This is a genomic window from Pseudomonas sp. GM18 (genome assembly GCF_000282195.1).
Classification (GTDB): Bacteria; Pseudomonadota; Gammaproteobacteria; order Pseudomonadales; family Pseudomonadaceae; genus Aquipseudomonas.
Genome location: NZ_AKJT01000033.1, coordinates 1 through 14,702, shown reverse-complemented (window position 1 = coordinate 14,702; position 14,702 = coordinate 1). Strand labels below are relative to the sequence as shown.

Genomic DNA, 14,702 nt, shown 5'->3' with positions numbered 1-14,702 from the left:
GATGACATTCGTAGCGTGTTCGGTCATCACCCATGAAAGGATCACGAGATTCCGATTTCGCGTATCAGGCGGTGTACCGCTACCTGAACAATCTGATCAATGAACCGGGCAGTGACGTGCGAGTGCGCCTGCCTTCATTGCGGCAGTTGGCGGATCGCTTGAGTGTGTCGATCTCGACCATTCAATACGCCTATTCGCTGCTGGAGAAGGAAGGGCGCATCTATTCGGTTGCCAAGTCGGGCTATTACGCACTGCCGGTGTCCTCCATCGGCCTGCCCGGCAGCGGCAAAGACCTGCTCGAAACAGTCTATGTCAACGCCAGGCGCCCCGGCATGCTGGTGTTGAGCGCCGATGAACCGGCGTTGTTACAACCTCTGGACAGCCCGTTGTTGTTGCTGGAAAGAGAATTGCTGCGCCAGTATCCGCGCCAGCCGCAACCGTCTTCACAACCCTGCGGCGAGCTGGAACTGCGCACGGCCCTTGCGGCGCGCTACACCACTTCACCTTCACGCTGCTGGCATGCAGATGATGTCTACATCGGCGCAGATATGCGCGGCGTACTTGAAATATTGATCGCCGTTCTTGAACTCAAAGATACGGTGGTGGTGGTCGAGTCGCCGTGCGACTGGGTGATTCTGCGCCTGTTCCAGGACGCGGACGTGCAGGTTGTCGAGCTGCCGTTGCAAGCCTGTGGCGGCCTGGATCTCGAACAGCTGAGAGAGCTGCTCGAGACCGGGCGGGTGCGACTGGTGATGCTTTCATCGGGACTGAACATGCCACGCGGGAGTGTGGCGCCTGACGGCAACCGGCAATCCATTGCGCAACTGCTGGAACGGCATGGCTGTTGGGTGTTGGAAAACGATTGTTACGGCGAGCTCGAATTTGAGCCGAGCGGCTTGCGGTTTCGCGACCTGCTGGACCCTGATCGGCTGATCGTGTTTTCCACTTTCGAGAAAATCATCGGCTCGGAGGCGCCCTTTGGTTATCTGCTCTCGCGACAACTGCGCGCCGAGTTGCAACGGCACTTTCTGCTGCGGGCATTCCGTTTGTCGCTGATTCGTCAGAAAGCCATCGCACGGCTGTACAGCAACGGACGCATCGATCAACACCTGCTGGTGTTGCGTCGGCTGCTCAAGGAACGCATGGTGCTGATGACCCAACTGCTCCAGGAGCGTCTGCCGGATGCGCTGCATTTCGTCGAACCCCAGGGCGGGGCGACGATCTGGATCCGCTCGTTGCGCCAGGTCAATGTACATCGAGTGTTCCAGCGACTGCTCAAACAGCAAGTGCTCATCGCACCGGGGGAGTTGTTCAGCCTGCAGGGCCTGCACACTCAGCACTTGCGCCTGAGTCATACGTTCGGTGGCGACCACGAGCTCGTCGCTGCACTGGGGCTTCTGGGGGATGCCTTGCGTCTGGAATCGATCGATTGAGCCGAGGTGCCAGAGCTCCTCGGAACCTGACATTCGATAACGTCGCGCGATGGCCAAACTGTCAGTAAACTGCGTGCCTATCCCGAACCACTCTCTCTCTCAGAGGTTTTGCATGACACTCAGTCCTTTTGCGGGCAAACCGGCACCGGCAGAACTGTTGGTCGACATCCCGCGACTGGTAACGGCCTATTACACCGGCCAGCCCGATGCAGCCATTTCTACCCAGCGCGTCGCCTTCGGCACGTCCGGACACCGAGGTAGCTCGTTCGACTTGAGTTTCAACGAATGGCACGTCCTGGCCATCAGCCAGGCGATCTGCCTGTACCGCGAGGCCCAGGGCATCGATGGCCCGCTGTTCGTCGGGATCGACACCCACGCACTGTCCACGCCGGCCGGTGCCAGCGCCCTGGAAGTGCTGGCAGCAAACGGTGTGACGGTGATGATCGCCGAAGGCGATGAGTACACTCCGACGCCGGCCATTTCCCATGCGATTCTTTGCTACAACCGCGGGCGCACTTCAGGCCTGGCGGACGGCATCGTCATCACGCCGTCCCACAACCCGCCGCAAAGCGGTGGCTACAAGTACAACCCAACCAACGGCGGCCCGGCCGACACCCACATCACCAAGTGGATCGAAGCCAAGGCCAACGAGTTGCTGGCAGCCAAACTGGCCGGCGTCAAACGCATCAGCTACGAGCAGGCCTTGAAGGCCAGCACTACCCATCGTCACGATTACCTCAACACCTATGTCGCTGACCTGATCAATGTGATCGACTTCGACGCCATCCGCGATGCGAAGCTGCGTCTGGGTGTCGATCCGCTGGGCGGAGCAGGGGTGCGCTACTGGTCGGCGATTGCCGAGCACTACCGCCTGGACCTGGAAGTGGTGAATAAACAGGTTGATGCAACGTTCCGTTTCATGACCGTTGACTGGGACGGGCAGATCCGCATGGACCCATCGTCCAGCCACGCGATGCAAGGCCTGATTGGCCTGAAAGAGCGTTTCGACGTGGCGTTTGCCTGCGACCCGGACCACGACCGCCATGGCATCGTGACCCCGTCCGGTGGTTTGCTGGCGCCGAACAACTACCTCGCGGTGTCGATCGACTACCTGTTCCAGAACCGTCCACAGTGGCGCGCCGATGCGGCCGTGGGTAAAACTGTGGTCAGCAGCGGCTTGATCGATCGCGTGGCCAAACGTCTGGGCCGTCGTCTTTACGAAGTGCCGGTCGGTTTCAAATGGTTTGCCGACGGTCTGTTCGACGGCTCCCTGGGTTTTGGCGGCGAAGAAAGTGCCGGTGCATCGTTCCTGCGCAAGGACGGCGGTGTCTGGAGTACTGACAAGGACGGTTTGATTCCGGCGCTGCTGGCCGCCGAAATGACCGCTCGCACGGGCCGTGACCCGAGCCAGGCCTATCGCGCGCTGACCGATGAGCTGGGCGAACCGTTCTCGGTACGGGTCGATGCCAAGGCCAATCCTGAACAGAAAGCGCTGCTGAGCAAATTGTCGCCGGACCAGGTCACCTCGACTCAACTGGCGGGCGAAGCGATCCAGAGCATCCTCAGCCATGCCCCGGGCAACGACCAGGCCATTGGCGGTCTGAAAGTCATGACCGAGAACGGCTGGTTCGCGGCGCGGCCGTCGGGCACCGAGGACATCTACAAGATCTACGCGGAAAGCTTTGTCAGTGATGACCACCTGAAACAACTGGTGGCCGAGGCTCAGACGCTGGTGGATGGCGCAATCTCTGCGAAGTGATTGAGGGCCCCTTCGCGGGTAAGTCGGATCGCGAAGGCGGCAGCACAATCACCCAGGATTTCAGCCAAAAAAAGGGGCGACCATCAACGGTCGCCCCCTTTTTTTGCCGCGCATTTATCGCCTCAAGCCAAATCCACCAACACGATTTCACTGTCCTCAATCGCGGTTACGCGCAACACCTGCTCATCGGCAATCGCAACCCCGTCTCGAGCTTGTGCACGCAAGCCGTTGACTTCAATCACACCTGTCGCTGGCACCAGATAAGCGCGACGGCCACTGTCCAGACGATATTCAGCCGTTTCCCCGGCTTTCAGGTTGGCCGCCACCAGACGCGCATCGGCACGAATCCGCAGGCTTTGATCGTCGCCGGCCTTGCCGCTGGCCAGGGTCACGAAGCCTTCGCGCTGGCCTTTGGGGAAGGGCTTGGCGCCCCACGACGGTGCCAGGCCGGTTTCGTTGGGAATGATCCAGATCTGAAAGATCCGGGTCTCGGTCGCTTCCAGGTTGTATTCACTGTGGGCGATCCCGGTGCCGGCACTCATGACTTGTACATCACCTGCTTCGGTGCGGCCCTTGTTACCGAGGTTGTCCTGGTGGGTAATCGCACCTTCACGAACGTAGGTGATGATTTCCATGTCCCGGTGCGGGTGTTGCGGGAACCCGGTGCCGGGGGCAATCACATCGTCGTTCCACACCCGCAGGTTGCCCCAGTTCATGCGTTTGGGGTCGTAGTACTCTGCGAACGAAAAGTGGTGATGGGCATTCAGCCAGCCATGGTGCGCGCCGCCCAGGGAGTTGAAAGGTCTGAGTTCAAGCATGATCGTCTCCTGAAAAGGTTCGTCATGGGGCAGAACGTCTGAGCCACAAACGAGAACCGGTGGTTGATGGCGAGCATCATCCATCAGGTACCAATCGATAAAAAGCGTAAAAAATGCCTCATTGCAATCGAATTTGTCGATATAAAATAACCTCGAAAAACTCTCATCCAGCCTTCACTTCATCGCATAAGCCAATGACCTGTAAGCATTTCACTAGAACTCAACGGCAAATGCAGACACCATAGCCCTCGACAGCCTCACACACTGGAGTCCGCCTGCGTGCCGCAACACACACCCGATCTTCCTCCTGAACTTCGTCCCTTGGCCGAGATGCCTTTGCTCAAGCGCCTGGTCGCCCGTTTCTTTGGCCACGGCCTGACCCGCCTGCACGCGCAACACCGTGCGTCCTGGCTGCACGGGCAAGCCGACGGTTTTCGCAGCGGCCACAGCGCCGGCGTGGAATACGGCTATAAGGAAGGCAAGCTCGAGGGGCTGGAAGAAGGCCGGCAAGTGCTGCTGATCCGGGACTCGCGCTCGACCGAGCATCGACCGCCCAACGTCGATGACAATTTGTTCGACGATTGGCGCCTGCCATTGAGCGCTGAGCTGAAGAAGCGCATGAAGGCCGACGTGGCACGACTGCTGCCCGCGCATGCCCAGCCGAGCGCTGCCCAATGGAAAATGATTTTCAGCGACACACCGTCGACCTCGGTGATTGCCGGGGCGGGTGCGGGCAAGTCGACCACGCTGGTGCTGCGAATTCTGCTGCTCAGCCATTACCTGGGGTTTGAGCTGAGCTCGATGACCGTGGTGACCTTTACCCGCGAGTCGCGCAAGGACTTCATCAATAAGCTGATCGAACTGTTTGCCGTGTGGGGCCGGTCCCTCAGCCTCAAAGAAGCGCGGGACCTGGTGCGTACCTTTCATTCGCGGATCCTGCCGATGGTGCGCAGCCTGCCGGGTTTCGAACGGCTGCAAGCCTTCGAAAACCTCAGCTTTCGTGTGCAGGGTGCCGATGAGGAGGTCGACAGCAATCCCTTCGACCTGCGAATCAACGACGCCCAGCGCCAGCAACTCAATGCCTGCTATCACAACCTGCACACCCGCGATGAGCGTTTCCGTGAATTGATCAAACCGTTGTCTCGTCACGCCTTGCAGCTCAAGGAACTGGAGCGCGATCACCCGGACGTGCAAAAACGCATGGCGGTGACTGAACTGGCCGCCAAGCGCGATGAAGAACTGTGCGACACCATTGAAGACCTGTGGTTTCGCGCCAGCGCCTGGCCGATCAAGGGTATCGAGCCAAATCGTCAGGCCTTCGACATCAACGGCTCGACCTTCCATTGCCACGGCTACATTCCGGCGCTGGATGCCTGGGTGGTGCTGGGTTTCGACCCTCGGGAAAACCCGCAGGTCAGCCGCCCGAATGCCAAGCTTACCGTGCGTGCGGAATGGGCTGTAAAGCGCACCCTGTTTCAAGCTTTCTGCCGTAAGCCATTGATATGGATGGATAGTTACGAATCTTCAAAGCGTGTTTTGGCGTCTCTTGCCGGTGACGCCAGCGCCGGGCCGGGCTTCGATTACAAGGTCAAGGGCGAGCTTGCTTCCGCGCCGTTGCTGGACTGTTTTGTCGCGGCGGCCGGGTTTATCGAAAACCTCGGCCTGGATGTACCGAGTGCCGTGGGCCAGATGAGTTTTGCCAAGGATGACCCGGACCGATTCTTCTTCGAGGCCTTGAGCCTGTTCTGGCGAGCGCTGGAAGATCATCTGTTGGATCAATCGCCACCCGTGATGACCTACAACCGGATGTTTGCCCTGTTCAGCGAGCATTCGCCGGAGAATCTCAAGCTGCTCAGCGATGAACTGCTCAGGCCGATGTCGCACTTGATGATTGACGAGTTTCAGGACGTGTCGCCGCAGATCGTTTCCTGGATTCGCGCCAGCCTGGCCGAAATCCGCAGCCGTGGCCCAGCCATGCATGTAGGGCGCGGCGCGCAACGTTCGTCGTTGCTCTGTGTGGGGGACGATTGGCAGTCGATTTACGGCTGGCGCGGTAGCTCGCCGAGCTACTTCATGGAGTTCAACAAGGAGTTCCCGTCGCCGAGCACGACCAAGGTGATGCTCAGCGACAATTACCGCAGCCATCAGCACATCATCGACGCGGCAGAGCACATCGTCCGCGCCGCACCGGCGATCGCCGGCAAGAAGGCCAAGGCCAGTGGCGAACCCAAGGCGCTGCTGCCGGTGAACGTTCTCGATCGGGATGACCAGGGCATGGCCCAGCGGCTGATCGAGCACTACAGAAAAGGCGATTCAATCTTGATGCTTTATCGAAAAAGTAGCGATAAGTTATTGATAGAAGAGCATATTCAGTCTGTAGTTAATGTGGATTCTAGCTTGCCGTACGACGCGCGAAGGCTCAAGCAACTGACCTATCACAGCGCCAAGGGCCTGCAAGCTGATGCGGTATTTCTGCTGGGCGATTGCCAGCATCTGACCAGTTCACCTTACAAGAACCAGGTCTATCGCCTGGCCGGGCTCGGCAAGGCCGGCGACAGCGAGCCCTACGATAGCGCGCAGAAAGACGAGATTCTGCGACTGGCCTACGTGGGTATCACTCGCGCGGTGAGCCATTGCTACTGGTATGTCGATGGCCAGGATACCCAGGCAGCGAATATGCCCAAGGCCTCCGACCGGATCGGCAAGGGCAAGGCGTTTTTTGCCGATCACCGTCAGGGAAAAGTGCCTGCATGAAACCGGGAATTCTCAGGTAGCGGCGTTCTGCGACGACGTTACCGACTGGCTACGAAAAGTTGCGGCGCGCGCAATCCCGGCCTATGGTCCAAGCGAGGCTTTGCTGGCGACTGGCGCGCGATGCTCGCCGCGGGTCGCTGTCCATCCAGTGCGGATTCCGCTGCGAGGTGACGACATGCCGAACAATTCCCGTCCCGCCGTGCTCGAACTGATCGGCAATACGCCGCTGGTGCGTGTCAGCCGCTTCGATACCGGCCCGTGCACGCTGTTTCTCAAACTCGAATCACAGAACCCCGGTGGATCGATCAAGGATCGCATCGGCCTGGCGATGATCGACGCCGCCGAGCGCGATGGTCGCCTTCGCCCCGGCGGCACCATCGTCGAGGCCACTGCCGGCAACACCGGTCTGGGGCTGGCCTTGGTCGGCCGCGCCAAGGGTTACCGGGTGGTGCTGGTGGTGCCGGACAAAATGTCCACCGAGAAGGTCCTGCACCTCAAGGCGATGGGCGCCGAAGTGCACATCACCCGCTCCGATGTCGGCAAGGGCCATCCCGATTATTACCAGGATGTCGCGGCGCGATTGACCAAGGGCATTCCCGACGCGTTCTTCGCCGATCAGTTCAACAACCCGGCCAACCCGCTGGCCCACGAGTGCAGCACCGCGCCGGAGATCTGGGCGCAGACTCAGCACGATGTGGATGCCATTGTCGTCGGCGTCGGTTCGGCCGGCACGTTGACCGGGCTGACCCGTTTCTTTCGCCGGGTGCAGCCTGAACTGGAAATGGTGTTGGCCGATCCGGTCGGCTCGGTGATGGCCGAGTACAGCCGCAGCGGGATCCTCGGTACGCCGGGCTCCTGGGCGGTGGAGGGCATCGGCGAGGACTTCATTCCGTCGATTGCCGACCTTTCCAGCGTGCGCAAGGCTTATTCGATCAGCGACGAGGAAAGCTTCGATCATGCCCGCCAACTGCTGCGCGCCGAAGGCATTCTCGGCGGCTCTTCGACCGGCACCTTACTGGCGGCGGCATTGCGTTACTGCCGCGAGCAAACCGAGCCGAAGCGGGTGGTCAGTTTCGTTTGCGACACCGGCACCCGCTACTTGTCGAAGATCTATAACGACCAGTGGATGAACGATCAGGGCTTGCTTGCGCGCAAACGCTACGGCGATTTGCGAGACCTGATTGCACGGCGTTTCGAGGATGGCCGGGTGGTCAGCGTGGGGCCGGATGACACGTTACTCACCGCCTTCCAGCGCATGCGCCTGGCGGATGTGTCGCAACTGCCGGTGCTGGTGGACGGGCAACGGCTGGTCGGGGTGATCGACGAGTCCGACATTCTGCTTGGCGTGCACGAAGACGCTACGCACTTTCGCATGACCGTGACCAGCGCGATGACCGACAAGCTCGAAACCCTGCCTCCCGGTGCCAGTCTTGCTGAACTGGAGGCGGTGCTCGACCGTGGGCTGGTGGCGATCATCGCCGACACTTCGGGCTTCCATGGCCTGATTACTCGCGTGGACATGCTCAATCACTTGCGGAGATCCCTCGCATGAGTCAGCACGATGAAACCACCGCGCCACGAGGCTTTGCCACCCGTGTGATCCATGCCGGACAAACGCCGGACCCTACCACCGGGGCGCTGATGCCGCCGATTTACGCCAACTCCACCTATGCGCAGCAGAGCCCCGGTGTGCACAAGGGCTTCGATTACGGGCGTTCGCACAACCCGACGCGCTTTGCCCTGGAGCGTTGCGTGGCGGACCTTGAAGGCGGCACTCGGGCTTTCGCCTTTGCCTCCGGGTTGGCGGCGATTGCCACGGTGCTCGAACTGCTCGACGCCGGCGCACACATCGTCTCTGGCAATGACCTGTACGGCGGGACTTTCCGCCTGTTCGAGCGGGTACGCCGGCGCAGCGCCGGGCATCGCTTCAGCTTCGTCGATATGACTGATCTGGCGACCTTCGAAGCCGCGCTGCAGGACGACACGCGAATGGTCTGGGTCGAAACACCGAGCAATCCTTTGCTAAGCCTGACTGACCTCGCTGCCATCGCGCGGATTTGTCGCGAGCGAGGCATCATCTGTGTGGCGGACAACACCTTCGCCAGCCCGTGGATCCAGCGTCCTCTGGAATTGGGCTTCGATATCGTGCTGCACTCGACGACCAAGTACCTGAACGGTCACTCCGACGTGATCGGCGGCATCGCGGTGGTCGGGCAAAATGCAGAGCTGGCCGAGCGCCTGGGTTTTCTGCAGAACGCAGTGGGGGCCATCGCCGGGCCGTTCGACGCGTTCCTCACCTTGCGCGGGGTGAAGACCCTGGCGCTTCGTATGGAGCGTCATTGCAGCAACGCGCTGGAGCTGGCGCAATGGCTGGAACGTCAGCCGCAAGTGGCACGCGTGTATTATCCGGGCCTGGCATCGCACCCGCAGCACGAACTGGCACGACGGCAGATGCGCGGGTTCGGCGGGATGATTTCCGTCGAGCTGAACAGCGACCTCACTGGCGCCAGACGTTTCCTCGAGAGTGTGCGGATCTTTGCCTTGGCCGAGAGCCTGGGCGGGGTGGAAAGCCTGATCGAGCACCCGGCGATCATGACTCACGCCACCATCCCCGCAGAAACCCGCGCGCAGCTAGGTATCAGCGATGCGCTGGTGCGTCTGTCTGTGGGGGTGGAGGATGTCGAAGACCTGCGCGCCGATCTGGCCCAGGCCCTGTTGCAAGTTGCGGCAACGCATTCCTTGTAGCAGCTGCCGAGCAGCGCGAGGCAGCGTTCGGCGGCGCAGCCGTCGTGAATCCAGCTGACACGGTCTGCCTGATACACCGCGAGTTATGATTTTACGACGGCTTCGCCGCCGAACGCTGCCTCGCGCTGCTCGGCAGCTGCTACAAAAAGCCCGCTAAATCGATGAGCGGGCTTTTTGTCGGGTGTTGGCTGTCAGGCATAACTCCTGAGCGTCTGCGGAGGAATGAACGCTTCCAACTCATCCTCGACCGCTTCGATAATCCGCTCTACATCGGCGGCATTCATGACCGTTGCACAAGGAATGCCGGCAATGGCGATCATGGTTTCGCCGCTGGCTCGGTCGAACAGGCGAGCAACCATGCTGCCCGGTGCATCCATGGTCGCCTCGAAACCCATGGGATGAAAATGCCAGCGCATCAGCTGGCAGGCATTTGGAAAAGTGACCTTGCTGAATGAACATTGATTCATGTGTTGCCCGCCTTCATCATCGAGCGCTTCCTTTAGCTCATGTTAGGAGGGAAGAGCCTTCAATGGCTCAACCGGTGACTGTCTTTAAAAGTAGCACCCGGATGTGAAAATCATGTGGAATTTTTCAGACCGTTCAGCGATTGGTTCAATTTTTTTTGACCCAGGTCATGAGAGGCCGGCCTTTCGGCCAAAGGCCAGCACTGCCGGGCATCCCATTGGACATTGAAGCCCGGACAGAACTTCGGCAAGCTCGCTTTTTTCTCGTCGAGTCCTCTATGCACGCCGATGATGATGGTCCGTTGCAAACCCAGGCCACGGGCGACACGGTCATGCGTTACCACCTGCGCTGGAAGCACCGGGATCTGGACGGTGTGATGGCGCTTTATCACCCGGACATTCAGTACAACGACTTTTTCCAGAACCGCATGATGGGGCTGGACGCGTTGCGCGAGTACGTGCGCGACAGCATGCCCCGAGATCCGGATGAGGCGCTGGAGCACTCGGACCGTATTCGACTGGATGGCAATACGGCGTTCATTCAATACCGCATCACCCTTCGCGGCGGTGAAGGGCTGGTGTCGTTTCGGACCAGCGAGGCGATCACCGTGCGTGACGGGCTGATCTGGCAGGTCAATGAATACGCCACCCTCGTACATGAACAGACATCCGGCAAAGCCACCCGCAACCTGCGCCCGGCGGTCAGCCGGCTCGGACTGTCACCGCGGCAGCTAAGTTTCATGGCCGACGACCTGCAGCAGTATTTTCAGCGTCAGCAACCCTATCTGGATCCCGAGCTCGATCTGCAACGGGTGGCGAAGGAGTGCGGGTACAGCCGCAATCAGATTTCCTACCTGTTGAATCAGGTGCTCGGCCAAAGCTTCTACCGGTATGTCAATCATGCGCGATTGCAGCATTTGCTCGCGGCACTGGACAGCGCCACGCCGCCACTGCGTATCGATGAGCTGGCTTTTGCCGCAGGCTTCAATTCGCTGTCGGCGTTTTACAGCTGTTTCCGCCAGCACACTGGCCTGTCGCCCAAGGCTTACGCCAAACAAATTTCTTTGCGTGCACGCGCGCAAGACAGCCCCTGAACCCACGCACTAGGATCGACGCCATCGAAGTGTTGAGCGGTGGAGTCTGGCATGGCGGCGTGGCGCACGATCAGTTTGTGGATGGATCAACTCGACGAGCCGTTGCTGGCGCGCCCGGCGCTGGAAAAGGACCTGGACGTCGACGTGGCCATCATCGGCGCCGGGTACACCGGGCTCTGGACCGCGTACTACCTCAAACGCCTGGCGCCGGGACTGAACATCGCCATTGTCGAAGCACAAACTGCGGGGTTTGGTGCGTCGGGCCGCAACGGCGGCTGGTTGATGGGCAACCTGCTGGGTGAAGACCGCTTGCTCGCCGGTTCACCGGCCGAACAACGTCGCGCCTCTTTCGATCTGTTGCACGGCATCCCCGATGAAGTAGAGATCGTCCTCGAGCGAGAAGGCATTGACTGTGATTATCGCAAGGGCGGGGCGCTTTACTGTGCGGCGCGCTACCCGGAACAGGAAGCCAGCCTGCGCCATTATCTGGACACGCTCTACCGCCAAGGCCTGACCGAGGCCGATTACCGCTGGCTCAGCCCCGAGCAATTGGCGCAACAGATCAGAATCGCCAAACCTTATGGCGGTATCTATGCACCGCACGTGGCAACCATTCACCCGGCAAAGTTGGTGCGAGGTCTGGCACGGACGGTGGAGCGCATGGGGGTCAACATCTACGAGAACAGCCCGGTCACCCAATGGCAGTCGGGCAGTTTGCGTACCGCCCGCGCGCAGGTTCGCAGCCGCTGGATCGTGCCGGCGGTAGAAGGTTACTCGGTCACATTGCCGCCGCTGGGCCGTTATCAATTGCCCGTGCAGAGTTTGCTGGTGGCGACCGAACCGCTGTCCGCCGCGACCTGGGACGACATCGGTCTCAGCCATGGTCAGGCGTTCAGCGAAAGCAGTCGCCAGGTCACCTACGGCCAGCGCACGGCCGACAACCGTCTGGTGTTCGGCGCCCGTGGCGGCTATCAATTCGCCGGCAAGTTGCGCCATGACTTCGACCTGAGCGCCAGCGAAGTGCAGTTGCGACGCTACCTGTTCAGCGAACTCTTCCCGCAGCTCAAGAACGTGCGAATCACCCACGCCTGGGGCGGCAACCTGGGGATGTCCCGGCGCTTCAAGCCGCACATGCTCTGCGATCAGGCCAGCGGCATCGCGTTGTCGGGTGGTTATGGCGGGGAGGGCGTTGGTGCCAGCAACCTCGGCGGGCGGACGCTGGCGGATCTGATTCTTCAGCGCGATACCGAGTTGGTGCGCCAGCCGTGGGTGATTGCTCAGGGCGGTCTCGACGCGCTCAAGGCGTGGGAGCCGGAGCCCTGCCGCTGGCTGGGCTACAACGCAATCATCCGCAGCTTCGTTCACGAAGACCAGACCCTGGCCAACCCGTCTACCGCACCCTGGCGTCGCAAACTGGCCGGCCAGGTCGCGGGGTTCATGGAAGGCTTCATGCGCTGAACGGTATTTTCTCAATCGACAGGTACTTCCATGGCAATCACTCACTTCAAGAACACCGCAACCCTGAAGCTGGAAGAGTCAACGCCCGTCGCCGTGCCACTGGGGATGCCCGTGGCGGTGGCCTCGACCACCAGCGTCGAACGCGACGACGGCGTCGAAACCGGCGTCTGGGAATGCACCCCCGGCCGCTGGCGCCGGCAGATCGTTGCCCAGGAATTCTGTCACTTCATCCAGGGGCGTTGCACGTTCACCCCGGACGACGGTGAAACCCTCTACATAGAAGCCGGCGATGCACTGATGTTGCCAGCCAACAGCCTCGGCATCTGGGACATCCAGGAAACCGTGCGCAAGACCTACGTTTTGATTTTTTGATTTTGATTTTTTGATCTTTTGATTGCCTGCCAATAACAACAACCCATACAGGAATCGACCCATGATCCGAAAGACACTGACGCTTGCCCCACTTGCGCTCGTCGCGACGCTCAGTCAGGCCGCCGAGACCGTGAAAATCTATAACTGGTCGGACTACATCGCCCCGGACACCACAAAAAACTTCCAGAAAGAAACCGGTATCGCCTTCAGTTACGACGTCTTCGACAGCAACGAAACCCTGGATGGCAAGTTGATGACCGGCACATCCGGGTATGATGTGGTATTCCCGTCCAACCACTTCATGGCCCGACAGATTGAGGGCGGGGCCCTGAAGAAACTCGACAAGAGTCAGTTGCCGAACTGGAAAAACCTCAACCCGGTGCTGCTCAAAACGTTGCAGGCCAACGACCCGGGCAACGAGCATGGCTTCCCGTATTTGTGGGGCAGCACTGGCATCGGCTACAACCTTGCCAAGGTCAAGGCCGTATTAGGCGATAACGCGCCGGTGGATTCCTGGGACCTGATCTTCAAGCCCGAGAACATGGCAAAGCTGCAAAAATGCGGCGTGGCGATCCTCGACAACGGTCCCGAACTGTTGCCGGCGGCATTGAATTACCTGGGGCTGCCGCATCACAGCAAGAACCCCGAGGATTATAAAAAGGCAGAAGCGCTGCTGATGAAAGTCCGGCCTTATGTCAGCTATTTCCACTCATCCAAGTACACCAGCGACCTGGCCAACGGCGACATCTGCGTGGCCGTCGGCTTCTCTGGCGACATCATTCAAGCGGAAAACCGCGCCAAGGAGGCCGGGAACGGTGTGGACATCGGCTATTCGATTCCCAAGGAAGGCGCGGCCATCTGGTTCGACATGGTCGCCATGCCCGCCGACGCCCCGGACGAGAAAGCCGGTTACGCGTTCATGAACTACTTGCTGCGTCCCGACGTCATGGCCGGCATCAGCAACTACGTGCACTACGCCAACGGCAACGAACAGGCCGACCGCCTGATCGATCCGGCGATCAAGAGCGACACCAAGGTGTATCCGAGCCCGGAAATGATGGGCAAATTGTTTGCCCTTGAGGCGATGCCGTTGAACATTGACCGGGTGCGGACACGGGTGTGGAACAAGATTCGGACCGGTAGCTGATCGGTCATCTTTTGTAGCCAATGGCGCCAGTCGGGCTGACTGCAATGGGTTAGATTCCATGCCTCTTTCAGTCAGTAGGAGGCAATGGAATGCCTGTCTGTTCGAAAGCTGGTTATCTGCGCATTGGGCGGTATTCGGAGCCTGGACGCATCTACTTGTTAACAGCTGTGGTTCACGATCGGCAGCCAATTTTTACCGATTGGCGCATGGGTAGGCTGGTTGCCCAACAATTACGTCAGGCTCAGGAGGAGCATTGGGCAGACTTTTTGACTTGGGTGGTGATGCCGGACCATATGCACTGTTTGGTAGAACTTCGGGATAAGACGCTGGCCGAGCTGATGTGCCGAATCAAATCCCGAAGCAGTCTGGCCGTTAATCAGGCGTTAGGGCGAAGCGGACGTTTGTGGCAGAAGGGCTATCACGATCGAGCGGTTCGGCAGGAGGAGGACGTGAAAGATCTTGCTCGATATGTCGTTGCCAATCCTGTTCGAGCAGGACTGGTGACACGTGTTCATGATTATCCGCTGTGGGATGCTTGTTGGCTGTGATGTTTTACGACTGCTGCGCAGCCGAACGCAGGCTGCGCCAGCTGCTACAAAAGCCGTAACGGCCGCAGACCTGTAGCAGCTGCCGAAGGCTGCGTTCGGCTGCGCAGCAG

The 14,702-nt window shown here is 60.0% G+C and carries 12 protein-coding genes; 10 read left to right on the top strand and 2 right to left on the bottom strand.

Annotation, left to right across the window (positions count from 1 at the left end):
- Positions 1-32: 32 nt before the first annotated feature.
- Positions 33-1,433, top strand: a complete 1,401-nt coding sequence (locus PMI21_RS18870; RefSeq protein ID WP_007936643.1) for an aminotransferase-like domain-containing protein — start codon at positions 33-35, stop codon at positions 1,431-1,433.
- Between the two features lie 112 nt (positions 1,434-1,545).
- The gene (gene pgm / locus PMI21_RS18875) at positions 1,546-3,192 is read left to right on the top strand and encodes a phosphoglucomutase (alpha-D-glucose-1,6-bisphosphate-dependent) (protein WP_007936641.1); all 1,647 of its coding nucleotides are present in this window, start codon (positions 1,546-1,548) and stop codon (positions 3,190-3,192) included.
- A gap of 122 nt (positions 3,193-3,314) precedes the next feature.
- On the opposite strand, the gene PMI21_RS18880 is transcribed toward pgm, so the two are convergent.
- Positions 3,315-4,010, bottom strand: coding sequence for a pirin family protein (locus PMI21_RS18880; protein ID WP_007936639.1), 696 nt, complete (start codon positions 4,008-4,010; stop codon positions 3,315-3,317).
- 279 nt (positions 4,011-4,289) lie between these two features.
- Between PMI21_RS18880 and PMI21_RS18885 the strand changes: the two genes are divergently transcribed.
- The 3 genes from PMI21_RS18885 to PMI21_RS18895 all read left to right on the top strand — a co-directional run bounded on the left by PMI21_RS18885 (position 4,290) and on the right by PMI21_RS18895 (position 9,509).
- Positions 4,290-6,764, top strand: coding sequence for a UvrD-helicase domain-containing protein (locus PMI21_RS18885; RefSeq protein WP_007936637.1), 2,475 nt, complete (start codon positions 4,290-4,292; stop codon positions 6,762-6,764).
- A gap of 175 nt (positions 6,765-6,939) precedes the next feature.
- On the top strand, positions 6,940-8,316 hold the full coding sequence (locus PMI21_RS18890; protein WP_007936636.1) for a pyridoxal-phosphate dependent enzyme: 1,377 nt from the start codon (positions 6,940-6,942) through the stop codon (positions 8,314-8,316).
- Positions 8,313-9,509, top strand: a complete 1,197-nt coding sequence (locus tag PMI21_RS18895; protein ID WP_007936634.1) for a cystathionine gamma-synthase — start codon at positions 8,313-8,315, stop codon at positions 9,507-9,509. The genes PMI21_RS18890 and PMI21_RS18895 overlap by 4 nt, the downstream gene beginning before the upstream one ends.
- Positions 9,510-9,700: 191 nt before the next feature.
- On the opposite strand, the gene PMI21_RS18900 is transcribed toward PMI21_RS18895, so the two are convergent.
- Positions 9,701-9,976 (bottom strand): DUF1652 domain-containing protein, encoded by a 276-nt coding sequence (locus PMI21_RS18900; protein WP_007936632.1) that lies wholly within the window; start codon positions 9,974-9,976, stop codon positions 9,701-9,703.
- A gap of 275 nt (positions 9,977-10,251) precedes the next feature.
- Here PMI21_RS18900 and PMI21_RS18905 point away from each other — a divergent pair, with 275 nt between their 5' ends.
- The 5 genes from PMI21_RS18905 (at position 10,252) to PMI21_RS18925 (ending at position 14,592) form a co-directional block, all read left to right on the top strand.
- Positions 10,252-11,067, top strand: a complete 816-nt coding sequence (locus PMI21_RS18905) for a helix-turn-helix transcriptional regulator (RefSeq protein ID WP_007936630.1) — start codon at positions 10,252-10,254, stop codon at positions 11,065-11,067.
- A 51-nt stretch (positions 11,068-11,118) separates the two neighbouring features.
- Entirely contained in the window at positions 11,119-12,525 is a 1,407-nt protein-coding gene (locus PMI21_RS18910; protein ID WP_007936628.1) for an NAD(P)/FAD-dependent oxidoreductase, read from the top strand.
- Positions 12,526-12,555: 30 nt separating this feature from the next.
- The gene (locus tag PMI21_RS18915; RefSeq protein ID WP_007936626.1) at positions 12,556-12,897 is read left to right on the top strand and encodes a cupin domain-containing protein; all 342 of its coding nucleotides are present in this window, start codon (positions 12,556-12,558) and stop codon (positions 12,895-12,897) included.
- A 61-nt stretch (positions 12,898-12,958) separates the two neighbouring features.
- Positions 12,959-14,044 carry a polyamine ABC transporter substrate-binding protein gene (locus tag PMI21_RS18920; protein WP_007936624.1) on the top strand — a complete coding sequence of 362 codons (1,086 nt, stop codon included), beginning with the start codon at positions 12,959-12,961 and terminating at the stop codon, positions 14,042-14,044.
- Positions 14,045-14,133: 89 nt separating this feature from the next.
- Positions 14,134-14,592, top strand: coding sequence for an REP-associated tyrosine transposase (locus tag PMI21_RS18925; RefSeq protein WP_007936622.1), 459 nt, complete (start codon positions 14,134-14,136; stop codon positions 14,590-14,592).
- Positions 14,593-14,702: the final 110 nt, after the last annotated feature.

Bases quoted from the DNA above. Each gene is read 5' to 3' on its own strand.
- PMI21_RS18920 (WP_007936624.1), top strand. From the start codon at position 12,959: ATGATCCGAAAGACACTGACGCTTGCCCCACTTGCGCTCGTCGCGACG.
- PMI21_RS18925 (WP_007936622.1), top strand. From the start codon at position 14,134: ATGCCTGTCTGTTCGAAAGCTGGTTATCTGCGCATTGGGCGGTATTCG.
- PMI21_RS18900 (WP_007936632.1), bottom strand. From the start codon at position 9,976: ATGAATCAATGTTCATTCAGCAAGGTCACTTTTCCAAATGCCTGCCAG.
- PMI21_RS18895 (WP_007936634.1), top strand. From the start codon at position 8,313: ATGAGTCAGCACGATGAAACCACCGCGCCACGAGGCTTTGCCACCCGT.
- PMI21_RS18905 (WP_007936630.1), top strand. From the start codon at position 10,252: ATGCACGCCGATGATGATGGTCCGTTGCAAACCCAGGCCACGGGCGAC.
- PMI21_RS18910 (WP_007936628.1), top strand. From the start codon at position 11,119: ATGGCGGCGTGGCGCACGATCAGTTTGTGGATGGATCAACTCGACGAG.
- PMI21_RS18880 (WP_007936639.1), bottom strand. From the start codon at position 4,010: ATGCTTGAACTCAGACCTTTCAACTCCCTGGGCGGCGCGCACCATGGC.
- PMI21_RS18870 (WP_007936643.1), top strand. From the start codon at position 33: ATGAAAGGATCACGAGATTCCGATTTCGCGTATCAGGCGGTGTACCGC.
- pgm (WP_007936641.1), top strand. From the start codon at position 1,546: ATGACACTCAGTCCTTTTGCGGGCAAACCGGCACCGGCAGAACTGTTG.
- PMI21_RS18890 (WP_007936636.1), top strand. From the start codon at position 6,940: ATGCCGAACAATTCCCGTCCCGCCGTGCTCGAACTGATCGGCAATACG.
- PMI21_RS18915 (WP_007936626.1), top strand. From the start codon at position 12,556: ATGGCAATCACTCACTTCAAGAACACCGCAACCCTGAAGCTGGAAGAG.